Consider the following 26,416-nt stretch of genomic DNA (forward strand, 5'->3'; position numbering starts at 1 on the left):
GTGGCGGTTGACTTCGATCAAGGCAGCGGCGTCGCAGGGCGCCTAGTGTGGACTTAACAACGAACCGGAGTACAGCATGAACAAGACGATGAAAGCCGCCGTGGTGCGCGAATTCGGCAAGCCGCTGACGATCGAGGAAGTGGAGGTGCCGCGGCCGCAGGCCGGCGACATCCTGGTCAAGATCGAAGCCTGCGGCGTGTGCCATACCGACCTGCATGCGGCCGAGGGCGACTGGCCGGTGAAGCCGAACCCGCCGTTCATTCCCGGCCACGAGGGCGTGGGCCATGTGGTCGCGGTGGGCGCCGGCGTGGGCCACGTCAAGGAAGGCGACCGGGTCGGCATTCCGTGGCTGTATTCGGCCTGCGGGCATTGCGAGCATTGCCTGGGCGGCTGGGAGACGCTGTGCGAGGCGCAGCAGAATTCCGGCTACTCGGTCAACGGCGGTTTCGCCGAGTACGCGCTGGCCAACGCCGACTACGTCGGCCATCTGCCGAAGAACATCGGCTTCGTCGAGGTCGCGCCGATCCTGTGCGCCGGCGTCACCGTGTACAAGGGCCTGAAGGTCACCGACACCAAGCCCGGCAACTGGGTGGTGATCTCCGGCATCGGCGGGCTCGGCCACATGGCCGTGCAATACGCCAAGGCGATGGGCCTGAACGTGGCCGCGGTGGATGTGGACGACGCCAAGCTGGCGCTGGCCAGGCGCCTAGGCGCCACGGTGACGGTGAATGCGCTGACCACCGACCCGGTGGCCTACCTGAAGAAGGAGATCGGCGGCGCGCACGGTGCGCTGGTCACCGCGGTGTCGCCGAAGGCGTTCGAGCAGGCGATCGGCATGGTCCGCCGCGGCGGCACGGTGTCGCTGAACGGGCTGCCGCCGGGCCAGTTCCCGCTGGACATCTTCGGCATGGTGCTCAATGGCGTGACCGTGCGCGGCTCCATCGTCGGCACCCGCCTGGACCTGCAGGAATCGCTGGACTTCGCCGAGCAGGGCAAGGTCGCCGCGACCGTGGCCACCGCCACGCTGGAGAACATCAACGAGGTGTTCGCCCGCATGCGCGCCGGCCAGATCGAAGGCCGCATCGTGCTGGACATGGCGGCCTGATGGACGCCGCCACGCCCGCCTCCGGCGTGCCGCTGCAGGTGCTGGCGACGTTGCCGGCGCTGCAGCTGATCGACACGCTGCGCGCGCGGCATGGGCCGTTGCTGTTCCACCAGTCCGGCGGCTGTTGCGACGGGTCCTCGCCGATGTGCTATCCGCAGGACGATTTCATCGTCGGCGACCGCGACGTGCAACTGGGCGAGATCGGCGGCGCGCCGTTCTACATCAGCGCCTCGCAGTTCGAATACTGGAAGCACACCCAGCTGATCATCGACGTGGTGCCGGGGCGCGGCGGCATGTTCTCGCTGGAGAACGGCGAGGGCGTGCGCTTCCTGGTGCGCTCGCGGCTGTTCGGCGACGCGGAGTACGCGGCGTTGCAGGCGGCGGGGAAGGTGTGAGGAGCGGGGATTGGGGATTGGGGATTCGTTGACGGCGGGAGCTGCCGAAGGACTGTAGGAGCGGCTTCAGCCGCGACAGGATCTGTCGATTCATGCAGCCTGTCGCGGCTGAAGCCGCTCCTACAGGGGGGGCGATGGCCTACAGGCCTATGGCGCCTTGGACGGCACGAATGGCGACACCGGATCGCTGGCCGGGAAAGTCTCTTCCAGCGCCTCGTCCTGGTTGGCGTCGCTATGGTGCTTGCGCGCGTGTTCCTCGCTGGCGTTATCCGTGCCGGCGTCGGGCGCATGGCGGTCCGCGCCGGTGCGCGGCTCGTGTTCGACGATGGTCTGCGGGCGGTCGCCGGCGCCGCGATCCTCGCGGTCCTGGCCGTCGCGCTTGCCGCGTTGTTCGCCGGGGACGGGGTCGCTGCGACGCAGCGGGTCGGTGGGTGTGGACATGGCCGATTCCTCCTGTGGGGTAGGGCAACGCTGCGCCCAGTGCAGTGCGTTCCCGGTGAAACCCCTGCGAATCGCACCGCGTCCACATGATTGTCACGAACGCCTAACGGCGCCGGCGCTACTGCTGCCCCTCCCCATGCCGCCGATGCCGCCCGGAGCTTCCGCCATGCGCCCCAGCGCCCGCCCCGAACCGCCGTTGTTCAATGTCCACCTGGATCCGTTGCCGGCCGCGCCGCCGCATGGCGCCGACGCGGCAGGTCCGCGTCCGCACGACGCAGCGGACTACCGCCACTACAGCCTGGCCGACTATCGCCAGCGCCGCGACCGTGACGGCACCCCGTGGCGCGACCTGTGCCCGGCCTATGCCTTCGCGCTGCGCACCCACGCCGGCGGCTGGCCGCGCGCGCCGATGGCCGACACCGACGGCGACCTGGCGGCGCACTGGGAGCAGGTCCGCGGCGAATCGCAGCTGGACTGGCGCCAGGCGCGGCCGGTGATCGAGGATGCGTGGCAGGCGCTGGATCATCTGCCGGCGCCGGCGCTGCGCATGGAGGCGCACTGATGGCGCGCCCGATCTGGACCGGCACCCTGTCCTTCGGCCTGCTCAACGTGCCGGTCGCGCTGATGTCCGGCGAACGCCGCGTCGACCTGCACTTCCGCATGCTCGATGCGCGCGACAAGCGCCCGATCCGCTTCGAGCGGGTCAATGCCGACACCGGCGAAGAGGTGCCATGGAAGGACATCGTCAAGGCCTTCGAGTACAGCAAGGGCAACTACGTGGTGGTCGAGCAGAAGGACATCGCCTCGGCCGCGCCGGAAAGCCACGAGACGGTGGAGGTCGAAGCCTTCGTCGATGCCGCCGACATCGACCTGCGCTACTTCGAGAAGCCCTACGTGCTGGTGCCGGGCAAGAAGGCGGAGAAGGGCTACGTGCTGCTGCGCGAGACGCTGCGCGCCACCGGCAAGGTCGGCATCGCGCGGGTGGTGATCCGCACCCGCGAATACCTGTCGGCGGTGCTGCCGCAGGAAGACGCGCTGGTGTTGATCCTGCTGCGCTATCCGCAGGAACTGGTCGACCTGGAGGACTACACCCTGCCCAGCGGCAAGGCCGCCGACTACCGGATCAGCGCCAAGGAAACCGAGATGGCCGCACAGCTGATCGACTCGATGTCCGGCAAGTGGGATCCGGCGTCCTATCACGACGAATTCCGCGAGCGCCTGCAGGCGGTGATCCAGAAACGGATCAAGGCGCAGGAGGGTACCGCGCAGGTGGAGGACGACGCCGACGCGCCGCAGCGCGAGGATGCCGCCACCAACGTGGTCGATTTCATGTCGCTGCTGCAGAAGAGCCTGGACGCCAAGCGCCGCACCCCGGCGAAGAAGGCGGAGGCGTCCGTGCCGGTGCGCAAGACCGCGAAAACGCCGGCCAAGAAAGCGGCGAAGAAGGCGCCCAAGCCTGGCGCGAAATCGGCGAGCAAGGCCAAGCCGGCGAAGAAGGCCGCCGCACGCAAGGCGCCGGCGCGGCGCAAGGCGGGGTAGGGCGCGATGACGCTGCGCGAGTACGCCCGCAAACGCCGCTTCGGCGCGACGCCGGAACCGGCCGACGACAGCGTCGCGACGCCGTCGCGGCGGCCGATCTTCGTCGTGCAGCTGCATCACGCCAGCTCGCGCCACTACGATTTCCGCCTGGAAGCCGATGGCGTGCTGAAGAGTTGGGCGGTGCCGAAGGGCCCGTCATTGCGGGTCGGCGAAAAGCGGCTGGCGGTGCAGGTGGAAGACCATCCGCTGTCCTATGCCGGTTTCGCCGGCGATATTCCCGAGGGCCATTACGGTGCCGGCCATGTCGATGTGTTCGACCACGGCACCTGGTCGTGCGACGGCGAACCGCTGGCCGCGATCGCCGCCGGCAAGCTGGATTTCGTGCTGCACGGCGAGCGCCTCAACGGCAACTGGAAACTGGTACGCACCGCGTTGCGCGGCAAGCAGCCGCAGTGGCTGCTGATCAAGCGCGACGACGCGTTCGCCGCCGATCGCGATGCCGACGACCTGCTGCAGGATTCGCCCGCGGCGTCTGCGACGCATGTCGCCAAGGCAACCAAAGTCACCAAGGTCACTAAAGGCAGCAAGGCCGGCGCGGCCAGCAAGGCAAAACCCACGCGCGGCCAAGCGTCGGCCGCAACACCCGTAGCGCGACCGCGGCGCAGCGACGCGGCCTGGCGCAAGCGCGCGCTGGCGCTGCAGGGCGCGCACGAGCGTCCGTGTCCGCCAGGCGAGCGCGCACAGCTGACCACCCTGCGCGAGCGCGCGCCCGACGGCGCGCAGTGGCTGCACGAAATCAAGTGGGACGGCTATCGCCTGCTCGCCGATCTCGACGCCGGCCAGGCGACGCTGCGCTCGCGCAACGACCAGGCCTGGACCGAGACCTTCCCCGAGGTCGCCCACGTGGTGCAGGCCTTGCCGGTCGGCGAAGCGCGGCTGGACGGCGAGCTGGTGGTGCTCGATGCCGATGGCCGCAGCGATTTCTCCGCGCTGCAACGGGTCATCGAGGGCAGCTCCAAGCAGCCGCTGCGCTACCTGGTGTTCGACCTGCTCGGCGTGGCCGGCGTGGACCTGCGCGACGTGCCGCTGCTGCAGCGCAAGGAACTGCTGCGCGCGCTGCTGGGCGATGCGCCCGGGGTGCTGGCGTATAGCGATCACGTGCTCGGTCATGGCCCGGAGGTGTTCGCCGCAGCGGCCGCGAAGGGCTACGAAGGCGTGGTCAGCAAGCGCGTGGACGCGCGCCATCACGGCGGCCGCGGCGGCGACTGGGTCAAGACCAAGCACGAGAACAGCGACGATTTCGTCATCGTCGGCTATACCGATCCCAAGGGCGCGCGCAACGGCTTCGGCTCGCTGCTGCTGGCGCAGCGCAGCGATGGCGGGTTGCGCTATGTCGGCCGTGTCGGTACCGGCTTCGACGAGGCTGGCCTGCGGCGGCTGCTTGCGCAGCTGCAGGCGTTGCACAGCGCGCAGGAGGTGGTGGATCTTCCTGCGCATGCGCCGTTCCCGCGGCGCAGCGTGCACTGGGTGCGGCCGCAGCTGGTAGCCGAAGTCGCCTTCCGTGGCTGGGCCAAGGAAGGCCTGTTGCGCCAGGCCGCGTTCAAGCGCCTGCGCGAGGACAAGCCGCTGCAGGATCTCGGCGGCGATCGTGCGCCACCACCGCCACAGGCGGCAGGCCACGGCAGTCATGCCGTGGCGGCGCGCGCTGCGGCATCGGCAAAGAAGACCGCGCCGGCCGCGCGCGGATCGGTCAAGCCGGCGAAACGCGGCGCGTCGGCCGGCGATGGCGCGAAAAACGGCGCCGCCAAGCGCAAACCGGCGGCCGCCAAGTCCGCGCCGCGCGCAAGCACCGCAGCGCAGAAAGCCGCTTCCTCCGCTAGCGCCGATGCCGCGGCGGTTGTCATCACCCATCCCGAGCGCGTGGTGTATCCGGGCGCCGGCATCAGCAAGGGCGAGGTCGCCGACTACTACCGCGCCATCGCGCCATGGTTGCTGCAGGAAGTCGCCGGGCGCCCGCTGTCGTTGCTGCGCTGCCCCGATGGCGCCGGCGGCGAATGCTTTTTCCAGAAGCACAACAACCGCGCGCTCGGCCAGCATGTGCATGCGATCGCGCTGAAGCAGAAGAGCGGCACCGAGGACTACCTGTACATCGACGATCTCGCCGGCCTGCTGGAACTGGTGCAGATGAACACCCTGGAGCTGCATCCCTGGGGGTCCACCGTGGACGATCCCGAGCACCCCGACCGACTGGTGTTCGACCTGGATCCGGGCGAGGGCGTGAGCTGGGTGCAGATCAAGGCCGCCGCGCGCGAGATCCGCACCCGCCTGCGCGAGACCGGGTTGGAAAGCTTCGTGCGCCTGTCCGGCGGCAAGGGCCTGCACGTGGTGGTGCCGATCGTGCCCGGCGCGGACTGGGAGCAGGCGCGCGATTTCTGCGAAGCCTTCGCCCAGGCGCTGACCGCGTCCGCGCCCGACCGCTACGTGGCCACGATGAGCAAGGCCAAGCGCACCGGGGTGATCTTCGTCGATTGGCTGCGCAACGGCCGCGGCAACACCAGCGTGTGCTCGTGGTCGCTGCGCGCGCGCGAGCATGCCACGGTGGCGGTGCCGCTGCGCTGGGAGGAACTGGCGCGGATCGCCTCGCCGCAGGCGTTCCCGCTGGCCAAGGCGCTGCAACGCGCCGCGCGTTTGCGCGAGCATCCGTGGAAGGAGATGGACAAGCTGCGGCAGCGCTTGCCGGGGACGTGAAACGGCGATCGGGCGGATCGCCGTGCGGCTGCCTGCGCATGGCAACCCCGGCAGGAGCCATAGCGGGTCACGTTGGTCACCGATCGTGAAACGTCGACACGGAGACGGCGGCGATGCCCGCTGCCGATGTCAGGTACGGTCGCTACCGATTGCGGCAGCTTCGTCTTCCCGGCTGCGGATGCCGTCGCGACTGAAGTCGCTCCTACAGGAAGCACCGCTTGCTACGGACGGGTTGGTCCTCGCGTCTCCACTGCAGGAGCGACTTCAGTCGCGACGAACGGAGCCCCGATCCATCAGTTGGCACGAACCGCCACATGCCGACCGCGTCCACCGCGACACGCAATCTGCAGGTACAGCCTGTTCCGGGCTGCGGATGCCGTTGCGACTGAAGTCGCTCCTACAGGAAGCGCCGCTTGCTATGGACGGGTTGGTCCTCGCGTCTCCACTGTAGGAGCGACTTCAGTCGCGACGAGCGGAGCCCCGATCCATCAGTTGGCGCGAACCGTCACATGCCGACCGCGTCCACCGCGACACGCAATCTGCAGGTACAGCCTGTTCCGGGCTGCGGATGCCGTCGCGACTGAAGTCGCTACTACAGGAAGCGCCGCTTGCTACGGACGGGTTGGCCCTCGCGTCTCCACTGTAGGAGCGACTTCAGTCGCGACGAACGGAGGCTGCATCTCAACGCTGGTACAAGCCGCTCCATGCCGATACCGCAACCCCATCCGCGGCGAACTGCGCCAACGCCATGCATGACGCGCGCGCTCACCGCGCCTCCGCTTCCTCATGCCGGCCATCGCACGCCTGCCAATGCCTGCCCTTCGGCGTCTGCCCGATCCCGGGGTTGAAGCTGTTGGTCGGGTCCAGCGCGCGGTAGAACGCCGCCAGCGCCGGCTTGGCGCGGTATAGATGGCCGACGTTGTGCTCGGCCGGATATTCCGCACCGCGCCGGTCCAGCAGCGCCCACATCGCATGCTCGATCGCCAGCGGATCGTGGCCCTTGCGCACCAGGTAGTCCTGGTGGAACACATGGCAGAAGAAGTGGCCGTAGTAGAGCTTGCCCAACAGCGCATCCTCCAGTTCCGGCGGCAGCGTTTCCTGCCACTGGCGGTCGTTGCGGCGCAGCGCCACGTCCAGCGCCACGATGTCCTCGACCGTGTCGCGGTGCACCTGCCGATAGCGCACCGCCGCGCCGGCCACGGCGAAACGGTGCAGGAACGCCTTGCGGCCCTCGTCGGCGCCGCAGCGGAAATAGGCGCCGCGGTCGCTGCCGGCGAAGTGGCCGGCGAGGAAGGCGTCGGTCGCGGCGGCGTCCTGCGCGGACACGCGCAGCAGCAGGTGGTGCTCGAAGCGGTCGCGGTAGGCGCGCAGGCGCGGCGGCAGGTGCTCGGGCAGCCGGTCGGTCAGCGCCTGCAATGCGCGATCGGCCAGCCCAGGCAGGCCCAGCGCCTCGCACCAGCCGTCCACGCGGCTCTTCAGCGCGAATGCCTTGGGCACCGCGCCGGTGCCGAAGCGGTCGATCAGCAGGAAGGTGTCCTTGCCGTAGCGCGCGCCGATGTCGAACGCGTCGCGGTGCAGGTATTCGCCGCTGATCGGCGGTTGCGCGAAGGCGGTGAGCAGGCCGCGGCGCAGCGCGGTCAGGTCGTCGGTGGCGTTGCTGCCGATGTAGAAGACCGTACTGTCCTCGCGCGGGAACGTGTCCAGCCGCACCGCGAACACGCACAGCCGCCCGGCCGAGCCGGAGGCCTCGTAGTGCCGCGCCGGGTCGGCGTTGAAGCGGGCCGGCGTGTCCGCGTCCACGTCGCGCACGTGCGCGGCGTAGTCCGGGTCGGAGGCGGCGAGGGCAGGGTCGTCGTGGATGTCGGCGGTGCCGTAGTCGCCCGCCTGCAGCCGTACCAGGATCTGCTCGGGCGTGTCGCCCAGCGCGATGCCGAGATGGTTCACCAGGCGCAACTGGCCGTCCGCACCGAGCTGCGCGAACAGCGCCAGCTGGGTATAGGCCGGGCCGCGCCGCACCAGCGCGCCGCCGGAGTTGTTGCATACCCCGCCCAGCACCGAGGCGCCGATGCACGAGGAGCCGATCACCGAATGCGGCTCGCGCTGCAGCGGCCGCAGCTGCCGTTCCAGTGCATCCAGGGTGGCGCCGGGCAGGCAGACGACCTGGCGGCCGTCGTGCAGCGGCTGCACGCCACGCAGGCGCAGCGTGCTGATCAGTACGATCTGCCGGTCGTAGCCGTCGCCGTCCGGGGTGGAGCCGCCGGTGAGGCCGGTGTTGGCGGCCTGCACGATGACGATGCGCCCGGCGGCGACCACCGCCTGCAGCACCCGCCACAGTTCCAGCAGCGTGCCCGGCCGCGCCACCGCCAGCACCCGGCCCTCGCCGAAGCGGTAGCCCTTGCGGAAGCGCCGCGTCGCGCGGTCGCCGACCAGCACGTGGCGGCGGCCCACCGCGTCGCGCAGCTGGCGCAGCAGGCCTGCTTCGGCCACCGGGACGCGCGTGTCGGACATCGGTGCTACGGCGACACGGTGCGTTCGCGGGTGACCCGCGCCAGCGAGTCGCGCGAAATCGCGCCGATGGACTTGGCGCCGGTCAGCGTCATCGCCACCCGCATCTCCTTTTCCACCAGGGTCAGCAGGTTCTCCACCCCGGCCTGGCCGGCCGCGGCCAGCGCGTAGACGAAGGCGCGGCCGAGCAGCACCGCGTCGGCGCCCAGCGCCAGCATGCGCACCACGTCCAGCCCGCTGCGGATGCCGGAGTCGGCCAGGATCTTCAGCTCGCCCTTCACCGCATCGGCGATCGCCGGCAGCGCGCGCGCGCTGGACAGCACGCCGTCGAGCTGGCGCCCGCCATGGTTGGAGACCACGATGCCGTCGGCGCCGAAGTGCACCGCGTCGCGCGCATCGTCGGGGTCGAGGATGCCCTTGATGACCATCGGCCCGGTCCAGAACTCGCGGATCCATTCCAGGTCCTTCCACGAAATCGACGGGTCGAAGTTCGCGCCGAGCCAGCCGATGTAGTCGGCCAGCCCGGTCGGGCTGCCGCGGTAGGCGGAGATGTTGCCCAGGTCGTGCGGGCGCCCCAGCAGGCCCACGTCCCAGGCCCAGCGCGGATGGGTCACGGCCTGCAGCATGCGCCGCAACGGCGCGTGCGGCCCGCTCATGCCCGAATGCGCATCGCGATAGCGCGCGCCGGGCGTGGGCATGTCCACGGTGAACACCAGCGTGGTCACGCCGGCGGCCTTGGCCCGCTCCAGCGCGTTGCGCATGAAGCCGCGGTCCTTGAGCACGTACAGCTGGAACCACATCGGCCGGTCGATCGCCGGCGCCACTTCCTCGATCGGGCACACCGACACCGTGGACAGGGTGAACGGCACGCCCTTGGCCGCCGCCGCGCGTGCGGCCTGCACCTCGCCGCGGCGCGTGTACATGCCGGTCAGCCCGACCGGGGCCAGCGCCAGCGGCAGCGCCAGGCGCTCGCCGAACAGCTCGGTCTCCAGGCTCAGCGCGGCCATGTCGCGCAGCACCCGCTGGCGCAGCGCGATGTCGGCCAGGTCGGCGACGTTGCGCCGCAGCGTGTGCTCGGCGTAGGCGCCGCCGTCGATGTAGTGGAACAGGAACGGCGGCAGCCGCGCTTCGGCGGCGGCACGGTAGTCGGAAGCGGCGGAAATGATCATCGGCGCGGGTCGTCGGGAGAGGAGGGGAGGCGCGAGGCGCGCGCGCGGCGCGCGTCGTCTTCGTCGAGGCTGCGCAGCGAGGTGTGCACGAAGGCCAGGTGCGCGTGTGCGGCGTCGCGCGCCTGTTCCGGCTCGCCGGCCAGGATCGCGTCGCGCAGCGCGCGGTGCTGCGCCAGCAGCGGGGCGAAGGTGCGCGGCGACTGGAACAGCTTGTGCCGGCTCTGCGAGATGTTGGTCTGCAGCAGGTCGAACAGCCCGCGCATCACCTGCAGCAGCACGCGGTTGTGCGCGGCCTCGGCGATGGCCAGGTGGAAGTCGGCATCGGCGCGCGCCTCGGCGGCCGCATCGCCCTGCGCGTGCGCCTGCAGCATGGCCTCGAACGCAGCGGCGATGCGCGCGCGGTCGGCGTCGGTGGCGCGCAGTGCGGCATGCCAGGCGGTGGCGCCTTCCAGTGCGTGGCGGGTCTCCAGCACGTCGAAGCGGTATTCCGGGTCGCCCTGCAACAGGGGCAGGAACGGTTGCAGCGGCGCCACCACCCGCTCTTCGGGGGTATGCGGGCGCTGCACGTAGGTGCCGCCACCGGCGCGGGCGCGCAGCAGGCCCTGGCTGGCGAGCTGGGCGATGGCCTCGCGCAACGCGGTGCGCGACACGCCCAGTTCCAGCGCCAATGCGCGCTCGGCCGGCAGGCGTTGCTCGGGCTGCAGCCGGCGTTCTGCGATCAGCGCCCGCAGTTGCGCGGCAACGCGATCGCTGAGGCGGGCGCCGCCGGGAGCCGACTCAGCATCCGGCGGCGCCGCATCGCGCGAGCCGCGACTTGCCGCTGGCGGGGTCGTCCCGCCTGTCGTCGCGGGTGCTGATAGATTGGTCATACCAATAACTGCCGATGGCGTACCGGGGCAGCCATTAGATCGCCGCGCATTCCGCAAAGTCAACTGTGGAAGGGGCTTTGCCTCAAAATTTGGTCATACCAATCACAGCATGCCGTAACGCGCCATCGTCGCGGCCAGCACGAACAGCAGCGCCAGCAGCGCCAGTTCGGCGCTGACGATGCGATGCAGCGCGGCCACCTGCACCGGCGGCGGCACGAATCCCGGCTGCAGGCGGGCTTGGCGACGCCAGCGCAGCAGCCGCAGCGTGGGCAGCAGCGACAGCAGCCCGATCGCCGCGAACACGCCCAGCTTGGCCCAGAACCACGGGTTGTGCAGGTAGTAGTCCTGGCCCTTGAGTCCGTAGTGCACGCGCAGGCCGCCGACGACCAGGATCAGCAGTGCCGCCGCCCCGTACGCGGCGTCCGCGCGCAGCAGCCGCGCCAGCCGCAGCGCGTGCGGCGGTTCGCGCAGCAGCGTCCACTCGACCACCAGCGCGGCGGTCAGCAGCAGGAACGCGAGGTGGTGGAGGACGGCGAGGGTCAGGTCGAGCGCGCCCATCGGCCGCCCCTCACCAGACGAACGGCAGCAGCCGCCAGCTGTGCGCGGCGTAGTCGGGGTACTCGCGCGGGAACGCCTGGGTCAGCGCGGCTTCCTCCACGCGGATGCGGCGCAGGAACGCCCAGGTCACCGGCAACACGATCACCAGCAGCGACAGCACGTTGCCCAGGCCGACCGCCAGTCCATAGAACGCCAGCAGCGCGCCGGTGTAGGAAGGGTGGCGCAGATAGCGGTACGGCCCATGGCGGATCAGCCGGTGGTCGTCCTGGATGGTCACGTCCACCGTGAACCAGCGCGCCAGCACCCGGATCGCCCACAGCCGCAGCGCCAGGCCGCCGGCCAGCAGCGCGCAGCCCAGCCAGCGCGCCGGCTCCTGCAGCGCCGGCGCATAGCGCCACACGCCGACGAAGGCCAGCAGCACGCCCACCGCCACCGCCGCGTACAGCACGCGCCACAGCAGCTGCAGCGTGCCCTGGTCGCGCGCGCCGCCATCGGCCGCGCGGCGGCGGTGGCTGAGCAGCATCTCGTAGACGCCCCAGGCCAGATTGAGCGCGATGAATAGCGTATCGGGAAGATGCATGGCATGACTCCGTAGATGGATGGATCAGGAAGAATGCGGAAGGACGGCCAGCACGGCGGATAGGATCAGCAGCCAGTGAACGACGATGTTGGGCCATAGGCGGCCACTGACGATGAACTGCAGGCACAGTGCCAGGCCCCATAGGAAAAACCACCAGAACTGGTCGATCGACTTGAGCCCGTGCTGGAACACGAAGGCCAACGTGGCCACGCCGCTGGAAACCCAGGCACCCAGTCCCCGGCTGCGCAGCGCCTGCAGTGCGAAGCCGCGGTAGAGGAGTTCCTCGCACAGGCCGCCGAGCAACGCCATGCAGATGAACACCATGCGGCTGGCGGTGCTCTGCGGCGCCAGGTTGGCTAGGTCGGAAAGCTTGGCCGGATCGACTGCGCCGGTGAGCCGGAGCGCGAATTCGACCGTTGCCACCAGGCATAGCGCGAACAGCAGGTAGCCGCCGATCAGGGCGACGCTGCCCCGCCGGCCGAACCCATAGCCAAGATCGCGCCAGTGCCAGCCGCTGGCACGCAACACGCAGCGAAGCAGCAGGAGCTGCACGGCATACCAGAGCGTCACCAGGATCCAGAACAGGCTCTGGAAATCCAGGCCATGCGCCAGGACTACGGGTCGGGCGAGCAAAAGCAGCGACAGCAAGGTGGAGCCCAGCGGCAGGCCGAGCAACAGGCCCAGCAGATAGCGCATCGGCATCGGGGAAGGCGGGTTGGGGCGGGTCATGGCGGCGTCCATGCGTTGGTTGTTCAAGTCTGGCCGTCCGCGCCGCTGCCGACAGCAGCCGCTGGTCATCGATCCGACATGCCGGAAGTCACTTTCTGCGCTGGCCCCATTGCCGGCCAGGCGGCGCGCGGTCAGCATGCGCGGCATGAACGGTTTCCTGCGCGAGCTCCTCGAACCCAAGCGCCTGGCGGCGCTGGTTACCGTGGCGACCGTCCTGTGGTCGTTCCAGCTGGAGCCGCAGGCGCCGGCCGCCTGGCGCTGGACCGCGATCGGGGTGTTCGCCCTGCCGCTGCTGTTGAGCGGGACCGTCCTGTCGCCACCGCGCCTGCGCGACGTCCTCGTCTGGCTGCAGGCAGGTGCTGCGCTGGCCCTGGTGTGGATGGAACCGCGCGCCGGCACCGCGCCGGTATTGCTGGTGGTTGTGGTCGCGCGCGTGGCGTTGGTGTGGGAGCCGCGTCGGGTGCTGCTGATGGTGCTGCTGGTCAACCTCGGTACGTTCCTGGTGCTGCACGCGGCCGGATTCCGGCGTGCGCTGCTGGTGACCCTGATCTACGCCGGCTTCCACGCCTTCGCCGCGCTGACCGCGCACTACGCCCGCACCGCCGAACTCGCCCGCGAAACGCTGGCCCGGGTCAACGCCGACCTGCTGGCCACGCGCGCGCTGCTGGCCGACAGCGCCCGCGATGCCGAACGCCTGCGCCTGGCGCGCGAGCTGCACGACGTGGCCGGGCACAAACTGACCGCGATGCGGATCAACCTGCGCCTGCTGCTGGCCGATCCGGACCTGGCGCGGCGCGAGGAACTCGGCGTGGTCGAGCGCCTGTCCGGCGAGCTGCTGGCCGATATCCGCAACGTGGTGCAGTCGCTGCGCGACGACCGCGGCCTGGACCTGGAGACCGCGCTGCGCGCGCTGGCCGCGCCGTTCCCGCGGCCGCAATTGCGGCTGCAGATCGCACCGGACGTGCGCATCACCGATCCGCAGCTGGCCGAGACCCTGCTGCGGCTGGTGCAGGAAGCGCTGACCAACGCCGCCCGGCATGCCGATGCCGATGAGGTACAGATACGTCTGCATCATGAGGATGGGCAATTGCGCGTGGACATCGAGGACGACGGCCGCCGTGCCGAGCGTATCCAGGAAGGCAATGGCATCGCCGGCATGCGCGAGCGCCTGGCCGCGTTGCGCGGCCGGCTCGAGCTGGGCCGCACGCCGCTGGGCGGCATGCAACTGACCGCGCGGCTGCCGCTGTGAGCGCCTTGCGCATCGCCCTGGCCGACGACCAGATCCTGGTGCGCGCCGGCCTGCGCGCATTGCTGCAGACCCAGGGCATCGTCGTGGCCTGCGAGGCCGACGACGGCGAAGCGCTGCTGGCCGCGCTGGCGGCCACGCCGGTGGACGTGGTGCTCAGCGACATCCGCATGCCCGGCCTGGACGGCATCCAGGCGCTGCAACGGCTGCGCGCGCGCGGCGACGCCACCCCGGTGCTGCTGCTGACCACCTTCGACGACGCCGACCTGCTGCTGCGCGCCACCGACGCCGGCGCGCAGGGCTTCCTGCTCAAGGACGCCGCACCGGAGGACCTGCGCGATGCGATCGTGCGCGTGGCCGCGGGCGAGACCCTGCTGCAGCCGGTCAGCACCGACCCGGTCCGCGCGCGCTACCGCTACCGCGACGAGGACGCGCCGCGCGACACCTTCAACGAACGCGAAGTGGCGATCCTGCGCCTGCTCGCCGGCGGCTATTCGAACAAGGAGATCGCGCGCAGCCTGTTCCTGGCCGAGGGCACGGTGAAGAATTACGTCTCCACGATCCTGGACAAGCTCGGCACCCGCGACCGCACCCGAGCGGTGCTCAAGGCGATCACGCTGCGGATCATCTGAGCGGGCGGACAGCGCACGCGTGTCGCGAGACCGGCGGCGGATGCAGTCGCGACTGAAGTCGCTCCCACAATGAAGCCGAGGGCTGCGGAATTCCGGCAGCGAACGTCGCCCCTTGTGGGAGCGACTTCAGTCGCGACGCGCAGATCCGCAACGGCTGCGGCCAAAGCGGCATGCCAGGAACACGTTCCACCGATCGGCCATGCCAGTCCAGCGTCCAGCCTCACAGATCCGCACTAGGACAGCCGCCGCATGCCGCGCCATGTCCATACCATGCCGTCTGCTGCACCCGGCCCTTCTGCGCGCGCCGCGCAGACATTAAGATGCCGCGGGGCATCTTGCCGAGAGGACACCACGTTGATCATCCACCCGAAAGTTCGCGGTTTCATCTGTACCACCACGCATCCGCTCGGCTGCGAGCGCAACGTGCTCGAACAGATCGAGGCCACGCGTGCGCGCGGCGTGCGCAGCGATGGGCCAAAGAAGGTGCTGGTGATCGGCGCCTCCAGCGGCTACGGCCTGGCCTCGCGCATCACCGCCGCGTTCGGCTTCGGCGCCGACACGCTGGGCGTGTTCTTCGAAAAGCCGGGCAGCGACAAGAAGGCCGGCACCGCCGGCTGGTACAACTCGGCCGCGTTCGACAAATTCGCCAAGGCGCAGGGCCTGTACAGCAAGTCGATCAACGGCGACGCCTTCTCCGACGAAGCGCGCGCGCAGGTGATCGAACTGATCAAGACCGAGATGGGCGGCCAGGTCGATCTCGTCGTGTATTCGCTGGCCTCGCCGGTGCGCAAGCTGCCCGGCACCGGCGAAGTGAAGCGCTCGGCGCTCAAGCCGATCGGCCAGACCTACACCGCCACCGCGATCGACACCAACAAGGACGCGATCATCGAGGCCTCGATCGAGCCGGCCACCGAGCAGGAGATCGAAGACACCGTCACCGTGATGGGCGGCCAGGACTGGGAACTGTGGATCGACGCGCTGGCCGCCGCCGGCGTGCTCGCGCCGGGCGCGCGCAGCGTGGCCTTCAGCTACATCGGTACCGAGATCACCTGGCCGATCTACTGGCACGGCGCGCTGGGCAAGGCCAAGGTGGACCTGGACCAGACCGCGCAGCGCCTGCACGCGCGCCTGCAGCAAAGCGGCGGCAGCGCCAACGTGGCGGTGCTCAAGTCGGTGGTGACCCAGGCCAGCGCGGCGATCCCGGTGATGCCGCTGTACATCTCCATGGTCTACAAGATCATGAAGGAAAAGGGCCTGCACGAAGGCACCATCGACCAGCTCGACCGCCTGTTCCGCGAGCGCATGTACCGCGCAGACGGCCAGGCGCCGGCCACCGATGAGCAGAACCGCCTGCGCCTGGACGACTGGGAACTGCGCGACGACGTGCAGGACGCGTGCAAGGCGCTGTGGCCGCAGGTCACCACCGAGAACCTGTTCCAGCTCACCGACTACGCCGGCTACAAGCACGAATTCCTCAAGCTGTTCGGCTTCGAGCGCAAGGACGTGGACTACGACGCCGAGGTCGATCCGGATGTGAAGTTCGATTGCATCGAGCTGTAGGAACAGCCGGGATTGGGGATTGGGGATTCGGGATTGGAAAAGCCGGGATTCGTGAGTGGAGAGGCGGCCGGCAGCGATGCCGGCCGTTTTGCGTTGGGTGTCTGTCGCGGCTGAAGCCGCTCCTACAGGGCAGATGCGCGCTTCTGTAGGAGCGGCTTCAGCCGCGACCGGACCGATGAAATTACCGCGGCGCGCATCGGATCGAAGGTCCGGCCGAGGCCTGGAACCCGGCGCGTTCGATGGCGTCCTGCGTCGCGACTGAAGTCGCTTCCACAGTGGCGACCTGCGCAATCCAGGCGGCGACCCGCGCTCCTTGTGGGAGCGACTTCAGTCGCGACGCGGGAAACCAGGGCCGCCGCGGTGCCGAGCATTGCAGGAAGGTCCGCACCACGCCTCAATGGACGCCGCCCGGCGGCTGAAGCGTGTCGCAGCTCGCGGGTGAAGCCGCTTCTGCAAAGGCCGGGATTGGGGATGGGGGATTCGGGATTCGTGGCGGCGTCGATGTCGCGATTCCCATGGGGCCCTGGCATCGTGACCGCCTCATTTTCCTGTCGCGGCTGAAGCCGCTCCTACAAAAGGACCGCGCGCGCTGCCCCTGTAGGAGCGGCTTCAGCCGCGACAGAAAAACGAATGGCCAGCAACGCCAACCCACACGCAAAAACGCCGCAACCAACGCTCTTACGAATCCCCAATCCCAACTCCCCAATCCCGGCTTTTCACCGCTTCACATCGAACCGCGACGTCCCCACGCAAGCCTGCACATCGGCTTCGCCCAACGGATGGAAATCGCCCGGCACCGAGTGCTTCAGGCAGCCGGCGGCCAGGCCGAAGCGGATCGTGGCGGTGTCGTCCCAGCCCTGGCTCAGGCCATGCAGCACGCCCGCGGCGAACGCATCGCCGCCGCCGATGCGGTCGACGATGCCGGTCAGCTCCTCGCTCGGCGCCTGCGCCACGCGGCCGTCGCGGCGCAGCAGCATCGCGCCCAGGCTGTGGTGGTCCACGCTGTGCGCCACGCGCTGGGTGCAGGCCATCGCCTGTAGCTGCGGGAACGCAACGAAGGCGTCGCGCGCGCCGGCTTCCACCCGCGCCTGCGCGCTGTCCTGCGGATACTGGTGGCCGAGCACCACGCCCAGGTCGCGGTAGTCGGCGAACAGCACGTCGGCCTGCGCCAGCAGCTGGTGCAGGATGCCTGGCGCGTCGCCGTTCCAGGCCTCCCACAGCTTGGGCCGGTAGTTGCCGTCGAACGACACGCGCACGCCGAGCGCGCGCGCGCTGCGCGCCGCCGCCAGCGCAGCGGCCGCGCCGCGTTCGCCCAGCGCCGGGGTCACCCCGGACAGGTGCAGCCAGTCCGCACCCTGCAGCAGCGCCGGCCAGTCGTAGGCCTCCGCCTCCGCCAGCGCGAACGCCGAGCCGGCGCGGTCGTAGGTGACCTCGCTGGGGCGGTGCCCGGCGCCGGTGGTCAGGAAATACAGGCCCATGCGCCCGGGCACGAAGCGCACGCCGCGGGTGTCCACGCCGTGCCGGCGCAATTCGCCGGCGGCCGCTTCGCCCAGCGGGTTGTCCGGCAGCACGCTGACCATTGCCACGTCGTGGCCGAAATGCGCCAGCGACACGCCGACGTTGGCCTCGGCGCCGCCGACATGCACGTCCAGTCGCGGCGATTGCAGCAGGCGTTCGTGGCCGGGGGCGCCGAGGCGCAGCAACAGTTCGCCGAAGCAGACGATGCGGGAGGCGGTCATGGCAGGGAAGATCCTGATCGGTCGAAGAGGGGGCCCAGCATGCCGGGAACGGCCGCCCCGGCCAAGTCCATTGGCTATCGGTGTCATTTTTTGCGGCGACCTACGCCGAGCGGTCGCAGCGGCCGCGCCAAGCCAGGCAAGGCTTTGTGCCGAAAGCCTGCAAATTCGCCGGATTTTCTGTTGCGCTGCAAGATGCCGCAATGTTTCGCAACTGTTAACGTCGGTTTTGACCAGCGGTGTCATCCGCGGCAACAGCCCGAAATATCACGCAGTTCATGTAACCCTTGGGAGGGGAGGACATGCAATCTCGTACCGAACGCCGGAAGACACCGGTTACCTTGCTCGCATTCTCGATAGGTCTGGCTCTGCAGGCCGGCGTGGTTCAGGCGCAGGACGTTCCCGCGCAGGATCCTGCGCCCGCCACCGGCTCCACCGAGCCGGCCACCCAGCTCGACACGGTCACCGTCACCGGCTACCGCGCCAGCGTGGAGAAGGCGCTGGACCTCAAGCGCGGCGAGACCGGCATGGTCGACGCCATCGTGGCCGAGGACATCGCCGACTTCCCCGACCTCAACCTGGCCGAATCGCTGCAGCGCATCCCCGGCGTGGTCATCACCCGCGATGCCGGCGAAGGCCGCAGCATCTCGGTGCGCGGCCTGGGCCCGGACTTCACCCGCGTGCGGGTCAACGGCATGGAAGCGCTGACCACGGTCGGCGGCTCCGACCAGTCCGGCGGCTCCAACCGCAGCCGCGGCTTCGACTTCAACGTGTTCGCCTCGGACCTGTTCACCCAGCTGGTGGTGCGCAAGACCGCCTCGGCCGACGTCGAGGAAGGCTCGCTCGGCGCCACCGTGGACCTGAAGACCGCGCGCCCGTTCGACTACGACGGCTTCACCCTGGCCCTCAACGGCCAGGCCGGCTACAACGACATGTCCGACAAGGCCGACCCGCGCGTGGCCGGGCTGATCGCCAACACCTGGGCCGACGGTACCTTCGGCGCATTGCTGTCGGTGGCGTACTCGGAGCGGCAGATCCTGGAAGAAGGCAGCAACAGCGGGCGCTGGGCCAACGGCCCGAGCAACGGCAACTTCAGCGCCGCCTCGCCGTTCGCCGCCGCGCGCAGCGCCGACGTGTTCCACCCGCGTTTCCCGCGCTACACGCTGATGGAGCACGAGCAGAAGCGCACAGGCGTGACCGGCTCGCTGCAGTGGAAGCCGAGCAAGAACACCGAGTTCTCGCTGGACGGCCTGTACTCCAAGATCGACGCCAAGCGCACCGAGAAGTACATCGAGGCGATCTCCTTCAGCCGTGGCGCCTCGCAGGGCGGCAAGCCGCAGACCATCGTCAAGAACGGCTACATCGATCCGAACACCGGCGCCTTGCTGTACGGCGAGTTCGACGACGTCGACATCCGCTCCGAGCAGCGCTACGACGAGTGGAATACCGTGTTCAAGCAGCTCACCCTCAACGGCGAGCACAAGTTCAGCGATTCGTTCAAGATCGACGGCCAGATCGGTACCTCCAGCTCCAAGCACGAGAACCCGATCCAGACCACGATCATCATGGACAAGCTCAACGTCGATGGTTATTCGTACGACTACCGCGGCAACAGCCGTTCGCCGGTCTTCAACTACGGCGTCGATCCCACCGACGGCAGCGGCTGGACCCTGGCGGAAATCCGCCTGCGTCCGCAGTACGTCGAGAACACCTTCGACACCGGCAGCCTGAACTTCGAGTGGACCCTGGGCCCGGGCTTCAGCCTGCGCGGCGGCGTGCTGGCCAAGGACTACACGTTCAAGACCAAGGAACTGCGTCGCGCCTCGGAAGTGTCGGTCCCGACCTTCGCCGGCGGCACCCGCATCGTGCCGGTCAACATGACCGAGCTGGCCAATCTCGGCGGCGTCAGCGGCAGCCCGGGCAGCTGGGTGGTGCCGGACCTCGATGCGGTGGCCAATGCGCTGGACATCTACAGCGGCACCGGCACCTTCGCCCTGGCCGAGCGCGCGGTGAACACGCGCAGCGTCGAAGAGAAGGACCGCGGCGCCTGGTTGATGGGCCAGTTCGGCTTCGACATCGGCTCGATCCCGGTCAACGGCAACCTCGGCGTGCGCTACGTCAAGACCAAGCAGGAATCCACCGGCTATGCCACGGTCGGTACCGGAGTGGTGCAGACCACGGTCAACCGCGAGTACAACGACACGCTGCCGTCGCTGAACCTGGTCGCCGAACTCTCGCCGGACTTCCTGGTGCGCTTCGGCGCGGCCAAGGTGATGTCGCGTCCGGGTCTGGGCAGCCTGACCCCGGGCGTCACCGTCAATGTGTCCGGCGGCGCGCGCACGGTCAGCGGCGGCAATCCGGATCTGGAACCGATCCGCGCCAAGACCGCCGACCTGGGCTTCGAGTGGTACTTCCAGGATGGCGCGATGTTGGGCGCGGCGGTGTTCTACAAGGACATCGAGAGCTTCGTGCAGACCACCCGCGTGACCCAGCCGTATTCGGCCAGCGGCCTGCCGGCCAGCCTGCTCGACGGCACCGGTGCCAGCGTCAACGACGACTTCGTGTTCAGCGTGCCGCTCAACACCCCCGGCGGCGACCTGAAGGGCGTCGAGTTGAATTACACGCAGCCCTTCGCGTTCCTGCCGGGCAAGTGGAGCAACCTCGGCGTGCAGTTGAACTACACCTACGTCGATTCGAAGATCCAGTACCTGACCTCGACCGGCGCGGCCTCGCTGGAAACCGACCTGACCGGCCTGTCGAAGAACTCGTACAACGGCACCCTGTTCTACCAGGGCGAGCAGCTCAGCGCGCGGGTGTCCTACACCCACCGCGACGAGTACCTGACCCAGGTGCCGGCCACCGAGACCGGCTTCGACGTGCACGGCATGACCGCGGTCAACACGGTGGACGCCTCGATCAGCTGGAAGATCGACGACCACCTGGAGCTGAGCCTGGAAGGCATCAACCTGACCAACGAACCGTCCGACGAATGGGTCGGCTCGACCTCGCAGCTGCCGTTGCAGTACAGCGAGACCGGCCGCCAGTACCTGCTCGGCCTGCGCTACAAGTTCTGAAGTCTGCGCCCGCCGGTGTCGCGCCTCGTGCGCGGCACCGGCAGCGCGCCGCTGCCTGCATACTCGCCGGATCGGGGGTAGGGAGGATCGCCATGCGGCGGCACGCGCGCACGGCGATCGCAAAGGAGCGACATGAAAAAGGCAATCCGCCGCAGCGCCGAGCGCGCTGCCGCTACGATGTTCCCCTGTAGGAGCGGCTTCAGCCGCGACAGGCACCCACCATCGCGCGACCGCGCCCCGCACGCGCGCTGCTCCGCACGGACAGGCCAAACACCCCCCACCACCGGCAATCGCCTCCTGGCCCACTGCCTGGCCATGCTGTCCTGCCTGGCACTCCCGGCCTTCGCCGCCCCCGCACCCACCACCACCGCCCCCGACCTCCTGTTCCGCGTCTCCGCCGACAAAGGCTTCGACGCCGACATCGCCCAAGGCGACGCCAAACCCAACTTCCGCGACAAGGTCGCGCTGGTCCCCACCGGCATAAAGGGCAACGCCATCGAATGGGCCGACGACGGCGTCCTCGCCTGGAACGCGCCCGGCAACCTCTACACCCAACGCGGCACCCTCTCCTTCTTCTGGCGCTCGCGCTATCCGGTCGGCGAAGCCCCGTTCGTGATCTTCCGCGTCGGCTACGCCGACCACAGCAGCTGGGACATGGCCTGGCTGCGCATCGACTGGAACGGCCACGGCTTCGACGCCTTCGTCACCGACGCCAACCTGGCGCGCACCCGCGTGTCGTTCACCCTCGACAGGAACCCCGCCGCCAGCGCCTGGACCCACCTCGCCTTCGCCTGGGACGAAACCCTCGGCGTGCGCCTGTACGTGGACGGCAAGGAAGCCGCGCGCGCCGACTGCGCGCAGGCCTGCGCCGACGGCGGTTCGCTCGACTTCGACGCCGCACTCGACCAGCTCGGCCTGGCCGGGCGGGTGATGGCGCCGCACCAGGTGCAGAGCCGCTACAACTTCCTGCGCGGCAGCGATTTCGACGAGATCCGCGTCTACGACCGCATGCTCGACGCCGCCGGCGCCGCCGCCCTGGCGCGCCAGCAGGAACCGCGAACTGCCGAACCGCCGCGCGCCGACGCAGCACGCAACGCCTGGCTGCATCGTTTCGGTTGGGACCACGGCCACGCCCCACCCGCGCTGGACGCACCGTCCACCCGCATCCGCAAGGTCGAATTCGCCGACGCCAAGGACCTCAAGCAATGGATGTGGAAGGCCACCGACGGCATCGCCGAGACCACCTGGCCCGGCGTCTACAACCGCTCGCGCCTGCCCGGCCGCGACGACTACTTCCAGCTGCCCGACTGGAACGTCTACGTCGAAGGCGGCAAGGCGCTGGACCTCACGTTGCCTGACGAACCGTTCAACCGCATCGAACTGCGCGGCGCCGCCTACGGCCAGGCCAGCTACGCCGCCGCCGGCGCAACGCCCGCGCCACTGTTCCAGCGCAGCCAAGGCACCATGCGCAGCGTCGACCAGTTCGAACGCCGCCGCGGCGGCCACCTGCGCTTCGCCAACACCGCGCAGGAAACCCCGATCCAGGAAATCTGGGCCTACGATGTCAGCGCCGGCGCACCGCCGTCCGACCCCAGCGCCACCCTCAGCTACACCGTGCGCAGCGACATCGCACCGGACTACGCCAACCTCGCCGCATTGCGCAGCTACATCGCCGGCCGCTACCCGCCGGCCGAACGCAGCACCGTGGTCGCGCTGCCGAGCAAGGCGCCGACGCGCAAGCGCAGCGACGAAAAATCCGCCGCGCCGTCGCTGCCCATCGTGCACGTCCTGATTCCCTCCAGCCTCGGCGACGCCCCGCCGGACCAACCGCTGATGCGCAGCTGGTCCTACGGCTGGGAGAACATGCACGACGGCCTGGACGGCATCGCCATCGACCTGCCGGCGCTGGACCTGCCCGCCACCCACGACGGCCTGATCCCGCTCAACCTCCGCATCAAGGACCCGATCTGGCCGGCGCGCGACATGCTCGACGTGTCGGTGTCGGTCAAGCCCGGCCAGGCGCGCACGCTGTGGCTGGACCTGCGCGACCGCATCCTCACCAACGACAGCCTGATGCTCAGCATCGCCTCCGCTGCGCCCGGCTTCGACTCACGCGCGCTGGACGGCACGCAACTGCGCCTGCTGTTCAAGCCGCGCGACCAGGCCAAGACCGAACACATCGCCGACCGCTTCAACCAGGTCAAGGACAACTGGGGCTTCCTGGTCGAGGAACACACCACCTCCAAGCGCCAGTTGCTGTACGCGCGCCTGGATGCGGACATCACCGACCTGCTGCGCGTGGATCCGGACAACGCGCTCGGCCGCGAATACTGGAACGACATCAGCTACGGCAACCAGGGCGCGTTGCAGGTGGAGCTGCCCACCCCGCCCAAGGGCGTGCCGGCCTGGGCGTTCTGGCAGCTGGAAGACCTCAAGGCCACGCGCCGCTACATCAACTGGTGGATCGACCAGCGCCAGGTGGCCTACGGCGATTTCGGCGGCGGCATCTCCGACGATTCCGACCTCACCCAGCAATGGCCTGGCGTGGCCTTGATGGGCGTGGACCCGGACAAGCTCAACGCCTCGCTGACCGCGCTGTCCGACGCCAACTACCGCAACGGCATGTTCACCGACGGCCTCTCCACCATCGAGACCGACGAACTGCATGCCTACGAGGAAGGCATCAACCTCAACAGCGCCATGCTCTACCTCAACTGGGGCGACCCGCTGACGGTGGAGCGGCTGATGCGCACGGTGAAGGCCTTCGACCGCATCATCCAGGTCAACCCGCAAGGCCACCTGCTGTTCGCCAGCAACTGGTTCGGCGGGCGCAAGGTCTACCGCGAGCCGAACTGGCAGTGGCAGAAACCCTACTCGTTCCCGGTGCTGCACCCGGCCATGCTGCTCGGCGGCTACAACGCCGACCCCAACAGCCGCCGCATCGTCACCGGCCTGGCCGACGGCTACCTCGCCCACGCCTACACCAATGCCAAGGGCCAATGGGCGCTGCCCAACGAGATCAACTGGAAGACGGGCAAGACCCGCGGCGGCGAACTGTTCGAAGGCAGCGGCGGCGCCGACACCCTGCACACCTTCTGGGCCGCGTACCGCTGGACCGGCGAGGCGCGCTACCTCAAGCCCATCGACTACCGCGTCGCCAACGCCGGCCCGGCCGGCCTGTCGCTGCTCAACGAGAACTTCCTCGACCTGCTCGGCAAGCGCGACAGCTGGGGCGCCGACCTGGCCAAGGCCGCCGCCAAACCCGATGCCGTCCCCGACTTCGCCCACCACGCCGCCTGGGAAGCCAGTGGCGACACCGCCTGGCTGGACGCCCTGTACCGCGCCGAGACCCGCGACAAACTGCAGAGCTTCTACATGAACACCGAAGGTCACTGGTGGAGCGACCGCGTCGAATCGCCCACCGTGAACCTGCAGCGCGCCCGCCTGGGCGGCGTGGCCCTCAAGCGCAACCAGACCTACCCCGGCCACACCGTCAGCTGGCGCTTCGCCGATCCCGAAGGCGCGGTGCAGGTGGCCCTGTTGCTGCCCAAGCCGCGACAGGATCGGTTTACTGTCATCGGCTTCAACGCAAGCGGCAAGGTGCAGCGGGCGCAGATGAAGGGGTGGAACGTCGCCGCAGGGCAATGGCGTATGCGTTCGGGCATCGATCGGGACGGCGATGGGAAGATCGACGGCAAGGCCGCCACACGCGAGTTCGCGTTCCAGAAGAGCGGGGCGGTGGACGTGGAATTCCCGGCCGGCAAAACGGTGGTGATGGAGTTCGAACTGGTCACGCCTGCCGCGGTGCCGGTGGAGCAGCGGCCGGACCTGGGGATTGGCCGTGGCGATGTGCGGGTGAGCGCGGATGCTATCGAGGTCACCGTGCATAGCCTGGGCCATGCGGATGCGCCGGCGGGGTTCGTGGTGCTGGAAGATGCGCGTGGCCGGGAAGTGGCGCGGGCGGCGTTTGCTGGGTTGGAGGCACCGCGGGATTTGGAGCCGAAGATCGCGACGGTGCGGTTGGTGGTGCCGGGGGGTGTCAGTACCAAGGGTGGCCGTTTGCGGGTCGTCAGCGAGGGTGAGGTGGACGAAGTGACGCAACGCAATAACGCGATGGAGTTGCCCTTATAAGCAGGGCATAACGCAGCGGCGACTCCTCCGATGATGGAGGGCGCCGCCGCAAAGAAAGCGGTTCCGGGACAGAATTTGCATTTGTCTCCACGCGCCGCATTGCGTCGTGCTACAACAGAATCGTCTATCTGGGAGAGGGGACTCCCATCCGACCTCATTGAACGGTTGCGCATGCTTGCGTCGTGCGGCGCACACCTCAGCACGCGTCAGGAAAGCTAGAACTCGACATTTCTCAGGGGGAATCGATGTTCACCAGAGTTTCGATCACCACGGCGCCGGTCGTGATTAGGCATGTGCCTGGCCGCCGCATCTGCAGACTCCCGAGTCCGTGCGTCCGGCGCACGTCACACATCCAGTCACGGTGGTCACTACACGTCGGGCCACGGCTCTTCGCATAAGAGTGGTAATTACCGCAGTCCGAGCACCAACAATCAATATCGTCGGCATAAGTCCTAGTCTCTATAAGTTACGAGATTAGTGCCGAAGAGATTAGTTGGGGGGGGCACCTAAATTATATTTAATTTCCTCCGTGACCTTTTATTTACTGTAAAGGGCACTCTGACCCCAGCTCTCAGCTTTATCTTTGCGCCTGCGCTAGAGCAAAGCTTTCTCTACTGCGCGGCGCGGCTTAATACCGGCGTTAGCTATTCACGGAGATATGCATGAGCGACCCAAAAATTAGCCTCAATAAGCTCGGCGAGTATCTGGCAGCTACTCCATCGCGGCGGCGGCGCATTGTGCAAGATCAAAAAGATCCGAAAGCCTTTATCACCACAAGATACAGTGACGCTCGCGAGGCGATAGTTGAGTTCCTCACTTCAGGAATGTCCGACGAGGATAAACTTCTTTCTGTGGCAAAAAAGCTCAGGGAAGATACAAGCGGCAGTGATTTTGCACGACAAGATCGTGTCGCATCAGCCGAGGCTATCGACAATTTCTTGGAAGCATCTGACCAGATTGAACTTGAAGATTTAACGGTGGTACCGGCGGATAACACTTCAGCGGGGTCTATGCACGTTGCTGGTGTAAGAGTTTCAGTCAGACCAGACGCATACCTGCAGGACCCTATTACCGGGGACATCATAGGAGCTATCAAGCTTCATTTCCCAAAGACCACGCCCTTAAACGACACCTCTTCAAAATACGTCGCTAGCACTCTAAAAGTATTTCTGATCGAAGAGCGGGGTTCGAAATTAGTCAACCATAAGAAATGCTATGTCGTTGATGTATCTACGCAGACTACTACGAGCGCGCCAAAATCACATAAGAAAAATATGAACGATATTTCAGCGGCATGTGAGGAAATACGCGCTCGCTGGCAGCTAGGGAATGGCTAACAATTCAAGCCGAAGCCGCTTCGCAGCGCGGCTTAATTCAAGCGTTAGGCCTAATTGGGAAG

At 68.3% G+C, this 26,416-nt stretch carries 19 protein-coding genes; 11 read left to right on the forward strand and 8 right to left on the reverse strand.

What is annotated here, in order from left to right; all coding sequences use genetic code 11:
* Positions 1–76: 76 nt before the first annotated feature.
* Together adhP and AB8810_RS00175 are read left to right on the forward strand one after the other, a co-directional pair.
* Positions 77–1,105, forward strand: coding sequence for an alcohol dehydrogenase AdhP (adhP, locus tag AB8810_RS00170; protein ID WP_058363131.1), 1,029 nt, complete (start codon positions 77–79; stop codon positions 1,103–1,105).
* On the forward strand, positions 1,105–1,500 hold the full coding sequence (locus AB8810_RS00175) for a DUF779 domain-containing protein (RefSeq protein WP_058363130.1): 396 nt from the start codon (positions 1,105–1,107) through the stop codon (positions 1,498–1,500). Before adhP ends, AB8810_RS00175 begins: the two co-directional genes overlap by 1 nt.
* 147 nt (positions 1,501–1,647) lie before the next feature.
* Here the strand turns inward: AB8810_RS00175 and AB8810_RS00180 are convergent, their stop codons facing one another.
* Positions 1,648–1,941, reverse strand: a complete 294-nt coding sequence (locus AB8810_RS00180; RefSeq protein ID WP_179570306.1) for a hypothetical protein — start codon at positions 1,939–1,941, stop codon at positions 1,648–1,650.
* Between the two features lie 166 nt (positions 1,942–2,107).
* Here AB8810_RS00180 and AB8810_RS00185 point away from each other — a divergent pair, with 166 nt between their 5' ends.
* Genes AB8810_RS00185 through ligD form a run of 3 tightly spaced genes read left to right on the forward strand, consistent with a single transcriptional unit; the run spans position 2,108 to position 6,228 of the window.
* Positions 2,108–2,503, forward strand: a complete 396-nt coding sequence (locus AB8810_RS00185) for a hypothetical protein (RefSeq protein ID WP_369915149.1) — start codon at positions 2,108–2,110, stop codon at positions 2,501–2,503.
* Positions 2,503–3,480: a Ku protein gene (locus AB8810_RS00190; protein ID WP_369915150.1), complete on the forward strand. Its 978-nt coding sequence runs from the start codon at positions 2,503–2,505 to the stop codon at positions 3,478–3,480. The genes AB8810_RS00185 and AB8810_RS00190 overlap by 1 nt, the downstream gene beginning before the upstream one ends.
* A gap of 6 nt (positions 3,481–3,486) precedes the next feature.
* Positions 3,487–6,228: a DNA ligase D gene (gene ligD, locus AB8810_RS00195; protein ID WP_369915151.1), complete on the forward strand. Its 2,742-nt coding sequence runs from the start codon at positions 3,487–3,489 to the stop codon at positions 6,226–6,228.
* Positions 6,229–6,993: 765 nt separating this feature from the next.
* Here ligD and dld read toward each other — a convergent pair.
* The 6 genes from dld to AB8810_RS00225 all read right to left on the reverse strand — a co-directional run bounded on the left by dld (position 6,994) and on the right by AB8810_RS00225 (position 12,785).
* The gene (gene dld, locus AB8810_RS00200) at positions 6,994–8,736 is read right to left on the reverse strand and encodes a D-lactate dehydrogenase (RefSeq protein WP_369915152.1); all 1,743 of its coding nucleotides are present in this window, start codon (positions 8,734–8,736) and stop codon (positions 6,994–6,996) included.
* A gap of 5 nt (positions 8,737–8,741) precedes the next feature.
* On the reverse strand, positions 8,742–9,902 hold the full coding sequence (gene lldD / locus AB8810_RS00205) for an FMN-dependent L-lactate dehydrogenase LldD (RefSeq protein WP_369915153.1): 1,161 nt from the start codon (positions 9,900–9,902) through the stop codon (positions 8,742–8,744).
* Positions 9,899–10,771 (reverse strand): transcriptional regulator LldR, encoded by an 873-nt coding sequence (gene lldR / locus AB8810_RS00210; protein ID WP_369915154.1) that lies wholly within the window; start codon positions 10,769–10,771, stop codon positions 9,899–9,901. Before lldR ends, lldD begins: the two co-directional genes overlap by 4 nt.
* Positions 10,772–10,873: 102 nt before the next feature.
* A complete protein-coding gene (locus AB8810_RS00215; RefSeq protein WP_369915155.1) occupies positions 10,874–11,329 on the reverse strand; it encodes a DUF2214 family protein in 456 nt (151 codons plus the stop codon).
* A gap of 10 nt (positions 11,330–11,339) precedes the next feature.
* On the reverse strand, positions 11,340–11,909 hold the full coding sequence (locus tag AB8810_RS00220) for an isoprenylcysteine carboxylmethyltransferase family protein (RefSeq protein WP_369915156.1): 570 nt from the start codon (positions 11,907–11,909) through the stop codon (positions 11,340–11,342).
* Positions 11,910–11,933: 24 nt separating this feature from the next.
* The gene (locus AB8810_RS00225; RefSeq protein ID WP_369915157.1) at positions 11,934–12,785 is read right to left on the reverse strand and encodes a CPBP family intramembrane glutamic endopeptidase; all 852 of its coding nucleotides are present in this window, start codon (positions 12,783–12,785) and stop codon (positions 11,934–11,936) included.
* Here AB8810_RS00225 and AB8810_RS00230 point away from each other — a divergent pair.
* The 3 genes from AB8810_RS00230 (at position 12,784) to fabV (ending at position 16,076) form a co-directional block, all read left to right on the forward strand.
* Complete coding sequence (locus AB8810_RS00230) at positions 12,784–13,887, forward strand: sensor histidine kinase (protein ID WP_369915158.1); 1,104 nt, start codon at positions 12,784–12,786, stop codon at positions 13,885–13,887. The genes AB8810_RS00225 and AB8810_RS00230 overlap by 2 nt on opposite strands.
* Complete coding sequence (locus AB8810_RS00235) at positions 13,884–14,516, forward strand: response regulator (RefSeq protein WP_191826662.1); 633 nt, start codon at positions 13,884–13,886, stop codon at positions 14,514–14,516. Before AB8810_RS00230 ends, AB8810_RS00235 begins: the two co-directional genes overlap by 4 nt.
* Positions 14,517–14,870: 354 nt before the next feature.
* Positions 14,871–16,076, forward strand: coding sequence for an enoyl-ACP reductase FabV (fabV, locus tag AB8810_RS00240; protein WP_206259166.1), 1,206 nt, complete (start codon positions 14,871–14,873; stop codon positions 16,074–16,076).
* Between the two features lie 716 nt (positions 16,077–16,792).
* Here fabV and AB8810_RS00245 read toward each other — a convergent pair.
* A complete protein-coding gene (locus AB8810_RS00245; RefSeq protein ID WP_369915159.1) occupies positions 16,793–17,815 on the reverse strand; it encodes a PfkB family carbohydrate kinase in 1,023 nt (340 codons plus the stop codon).
* Positions 17,816–18,114: 299 nt separating this feature from the next.
* On the opposite strand from AB8810_RS00245, the gene AB8810_RS00250 reads away from it, so the two are divergent.
* The 3 genes from AB8810_RS00250 (at position 18,115) to AB8810_RS00260 (ending at position 26,354) form a co-directional block, all read left to right on the forward strand.
* Entirely contained in the window at positions 18,115–20,886 is a 2,772-nt protein-coding gene (locus tag AB8810_RS00250) for a TonB-dependent receptor (RefSeq protein WP_369915160.1), read from the forward strand.
* Between the two features lie 315 nt (positions 20,887–21,201).
* Positions 21,202–25,017: a LamG-like jellyroll fold domain-containing protein gene (locus tag AB8810_RS00255; RefSeq protein ID WP_369915161.1), complete on the forward strand. Its 3,816-nt coding sequence runs from the start codon at positions 21,202–21,204 to the stop codon at positions 25,015–25,017.
* Positions 25,018–25,679: 662 nt separating this feature from the next.
* Entirely contained in the window at positions 25,680–26,354 is a 675-nt protein-coding gene (locus AB8810_RS00260) for a hypothetical protein (protein WP_369915162.1), read from the forward strand.
* Positions 26,355–26,416: the final 62 nt, after the last annotated feature.

It is taken from the genome of Xanthomonas sp. NCPPB 3005 (assembly GCF_041228095.2).
Taxonomy (GTDB): domain Bacteria; phylum Pseudomonadota; class Gammaproteobacteria; order Xanthomonadales; family Xanthomonadaceae; genus Xanthomonas_A; species Xanthomonas_A bonasiae.

What these genes read in the sequence shown, in the direction of transcription:
- AB8810_RS00175 (WP_058363130.1), top strand. Translation starts at nt 1,105, where the DNA reads ATGGACGCCGCCACGCCCGCCTCCGGCGTGCCGCTGCAGGTGCTGGCG.
- dld (WP_369915152.1), bottom strand. Translation starts at nt 8,736, where the DNA reads ATGTCCGACACGCGCGTCCCGGTGGCCGAAGCAGGCCTGCTGCGCCAG.
- AB8810_RS00250 (WP_369915160.1), top strand. Translation starts at nt 18,115, where the DNA reads ATGCAATCTCGTACCGAACGCCGGAAGACACCGGTTACCTTGCTCGCA.
- AB8810_RS00255 (WP_369915161.1), top strand. Translation starts at nt 21,202, where the DNA reads ATGCTGTCCTGCCTGGCACTCCCGGCCTTCGCCGCCCCCGCACCCACC.
- lldR (WP_369915154.1), bottom strand. Translation starts at nt 10,771, where the DNA reads ATGACCAATCTATCAGCACCCGCGACGACAGGCGGGACGACCCCGCCA.
- AB8810_RS00190 (WP_369915150.1), top strand. Translation starts at nt 2,503, where the DNA reads ATGGCGCGCCCGATCTGGACCGGCACCCTGTCCTTCGGCCTGCTCAAC.
- AB8810_RS00215 (WP_369915155.1), bottom strand. Translation starts at nt 11,329, where the DNA reads ATGGGCGCGCTCGACCTGACCCTCGCCGTCCTCCACCACCTCGCGTTC.
- AB8810_RS00225 (WP_369915157.1), bottom strand. Translation starts at nt 12,785, where the DNA reads ATGCCGCGCATGCTGACCGCGCGCCGCCTGGCCGGCAATGGGGCCAGC.
- adhP (WP_058363131.1), top strand. Translation starts at nt 77, where the DNA reads ATGAACAAGACGATGAAAGCCGCCGTGGTGCGCGAATTCGGCAAGCCG.
- AB8810_RS00230 (WP_369915158.1), top strand. Translation starts at nt 12,784, where the DNA reads ATGAACGGTTTCCTGCGCGAGCTCCTCGAACCCAAGCGCCTGGCGGCG.
- lldD (WP_369915153.1), bottom strand. Translation starts at nt 9,902, where the DNA reads ATGATCATTTCCGCCGCTTCCGACTACCGTGCCGCCGCCGAAGCGCGG.
- AB8810_RS00220 (WP_369915156.1), bottom strand. Translation starts at nt 11,909, where the DNA reads ATGCATCTTCCCGATACGCTATTCATCGCGCTCAATCTGGCCTGGGGC.
- AB8810_RS00260 (WP_369915162.1), top strand. Translation starts at nt 25,680, where the DNA reads ATGAGCGACCCAAAAATTAGCCTCAATAAGCTCGGCGAGTATCTGGCA.
- AB8810_RS00245 (WP_369915159.1), bottom strand. Translation starts at nt 17,815, where the DNA reads ATGACCGCCTCCCGCATCGTCTGCTTCGGCGAACTGTTGCTGCGCCTC.
- AB8810_RS00180 (WP_179570306.1), bottom strand. Translation starts at nt 1,941, where the DNA reads ATGTCCACACCCACCGACCCGCTGCGTCGCAGCGACCCCGTCCCCGGC.
- ligD (WP_369915151.1), top strand. Translation starts at nt 3,487, where the DNA reads ATGACGCTGCGCGAGTACGCCCGCAAACGCCGCTTCGGCGCGACGCCG.
- AB8810_RS00185 (WP_369915149.1), top strand. Translation starts at nt 2,108, where the DNA reads ATGCGCCCCAGCGCCCGCCCCGAACCGCCGTTGTTCAATGTCCACCTG.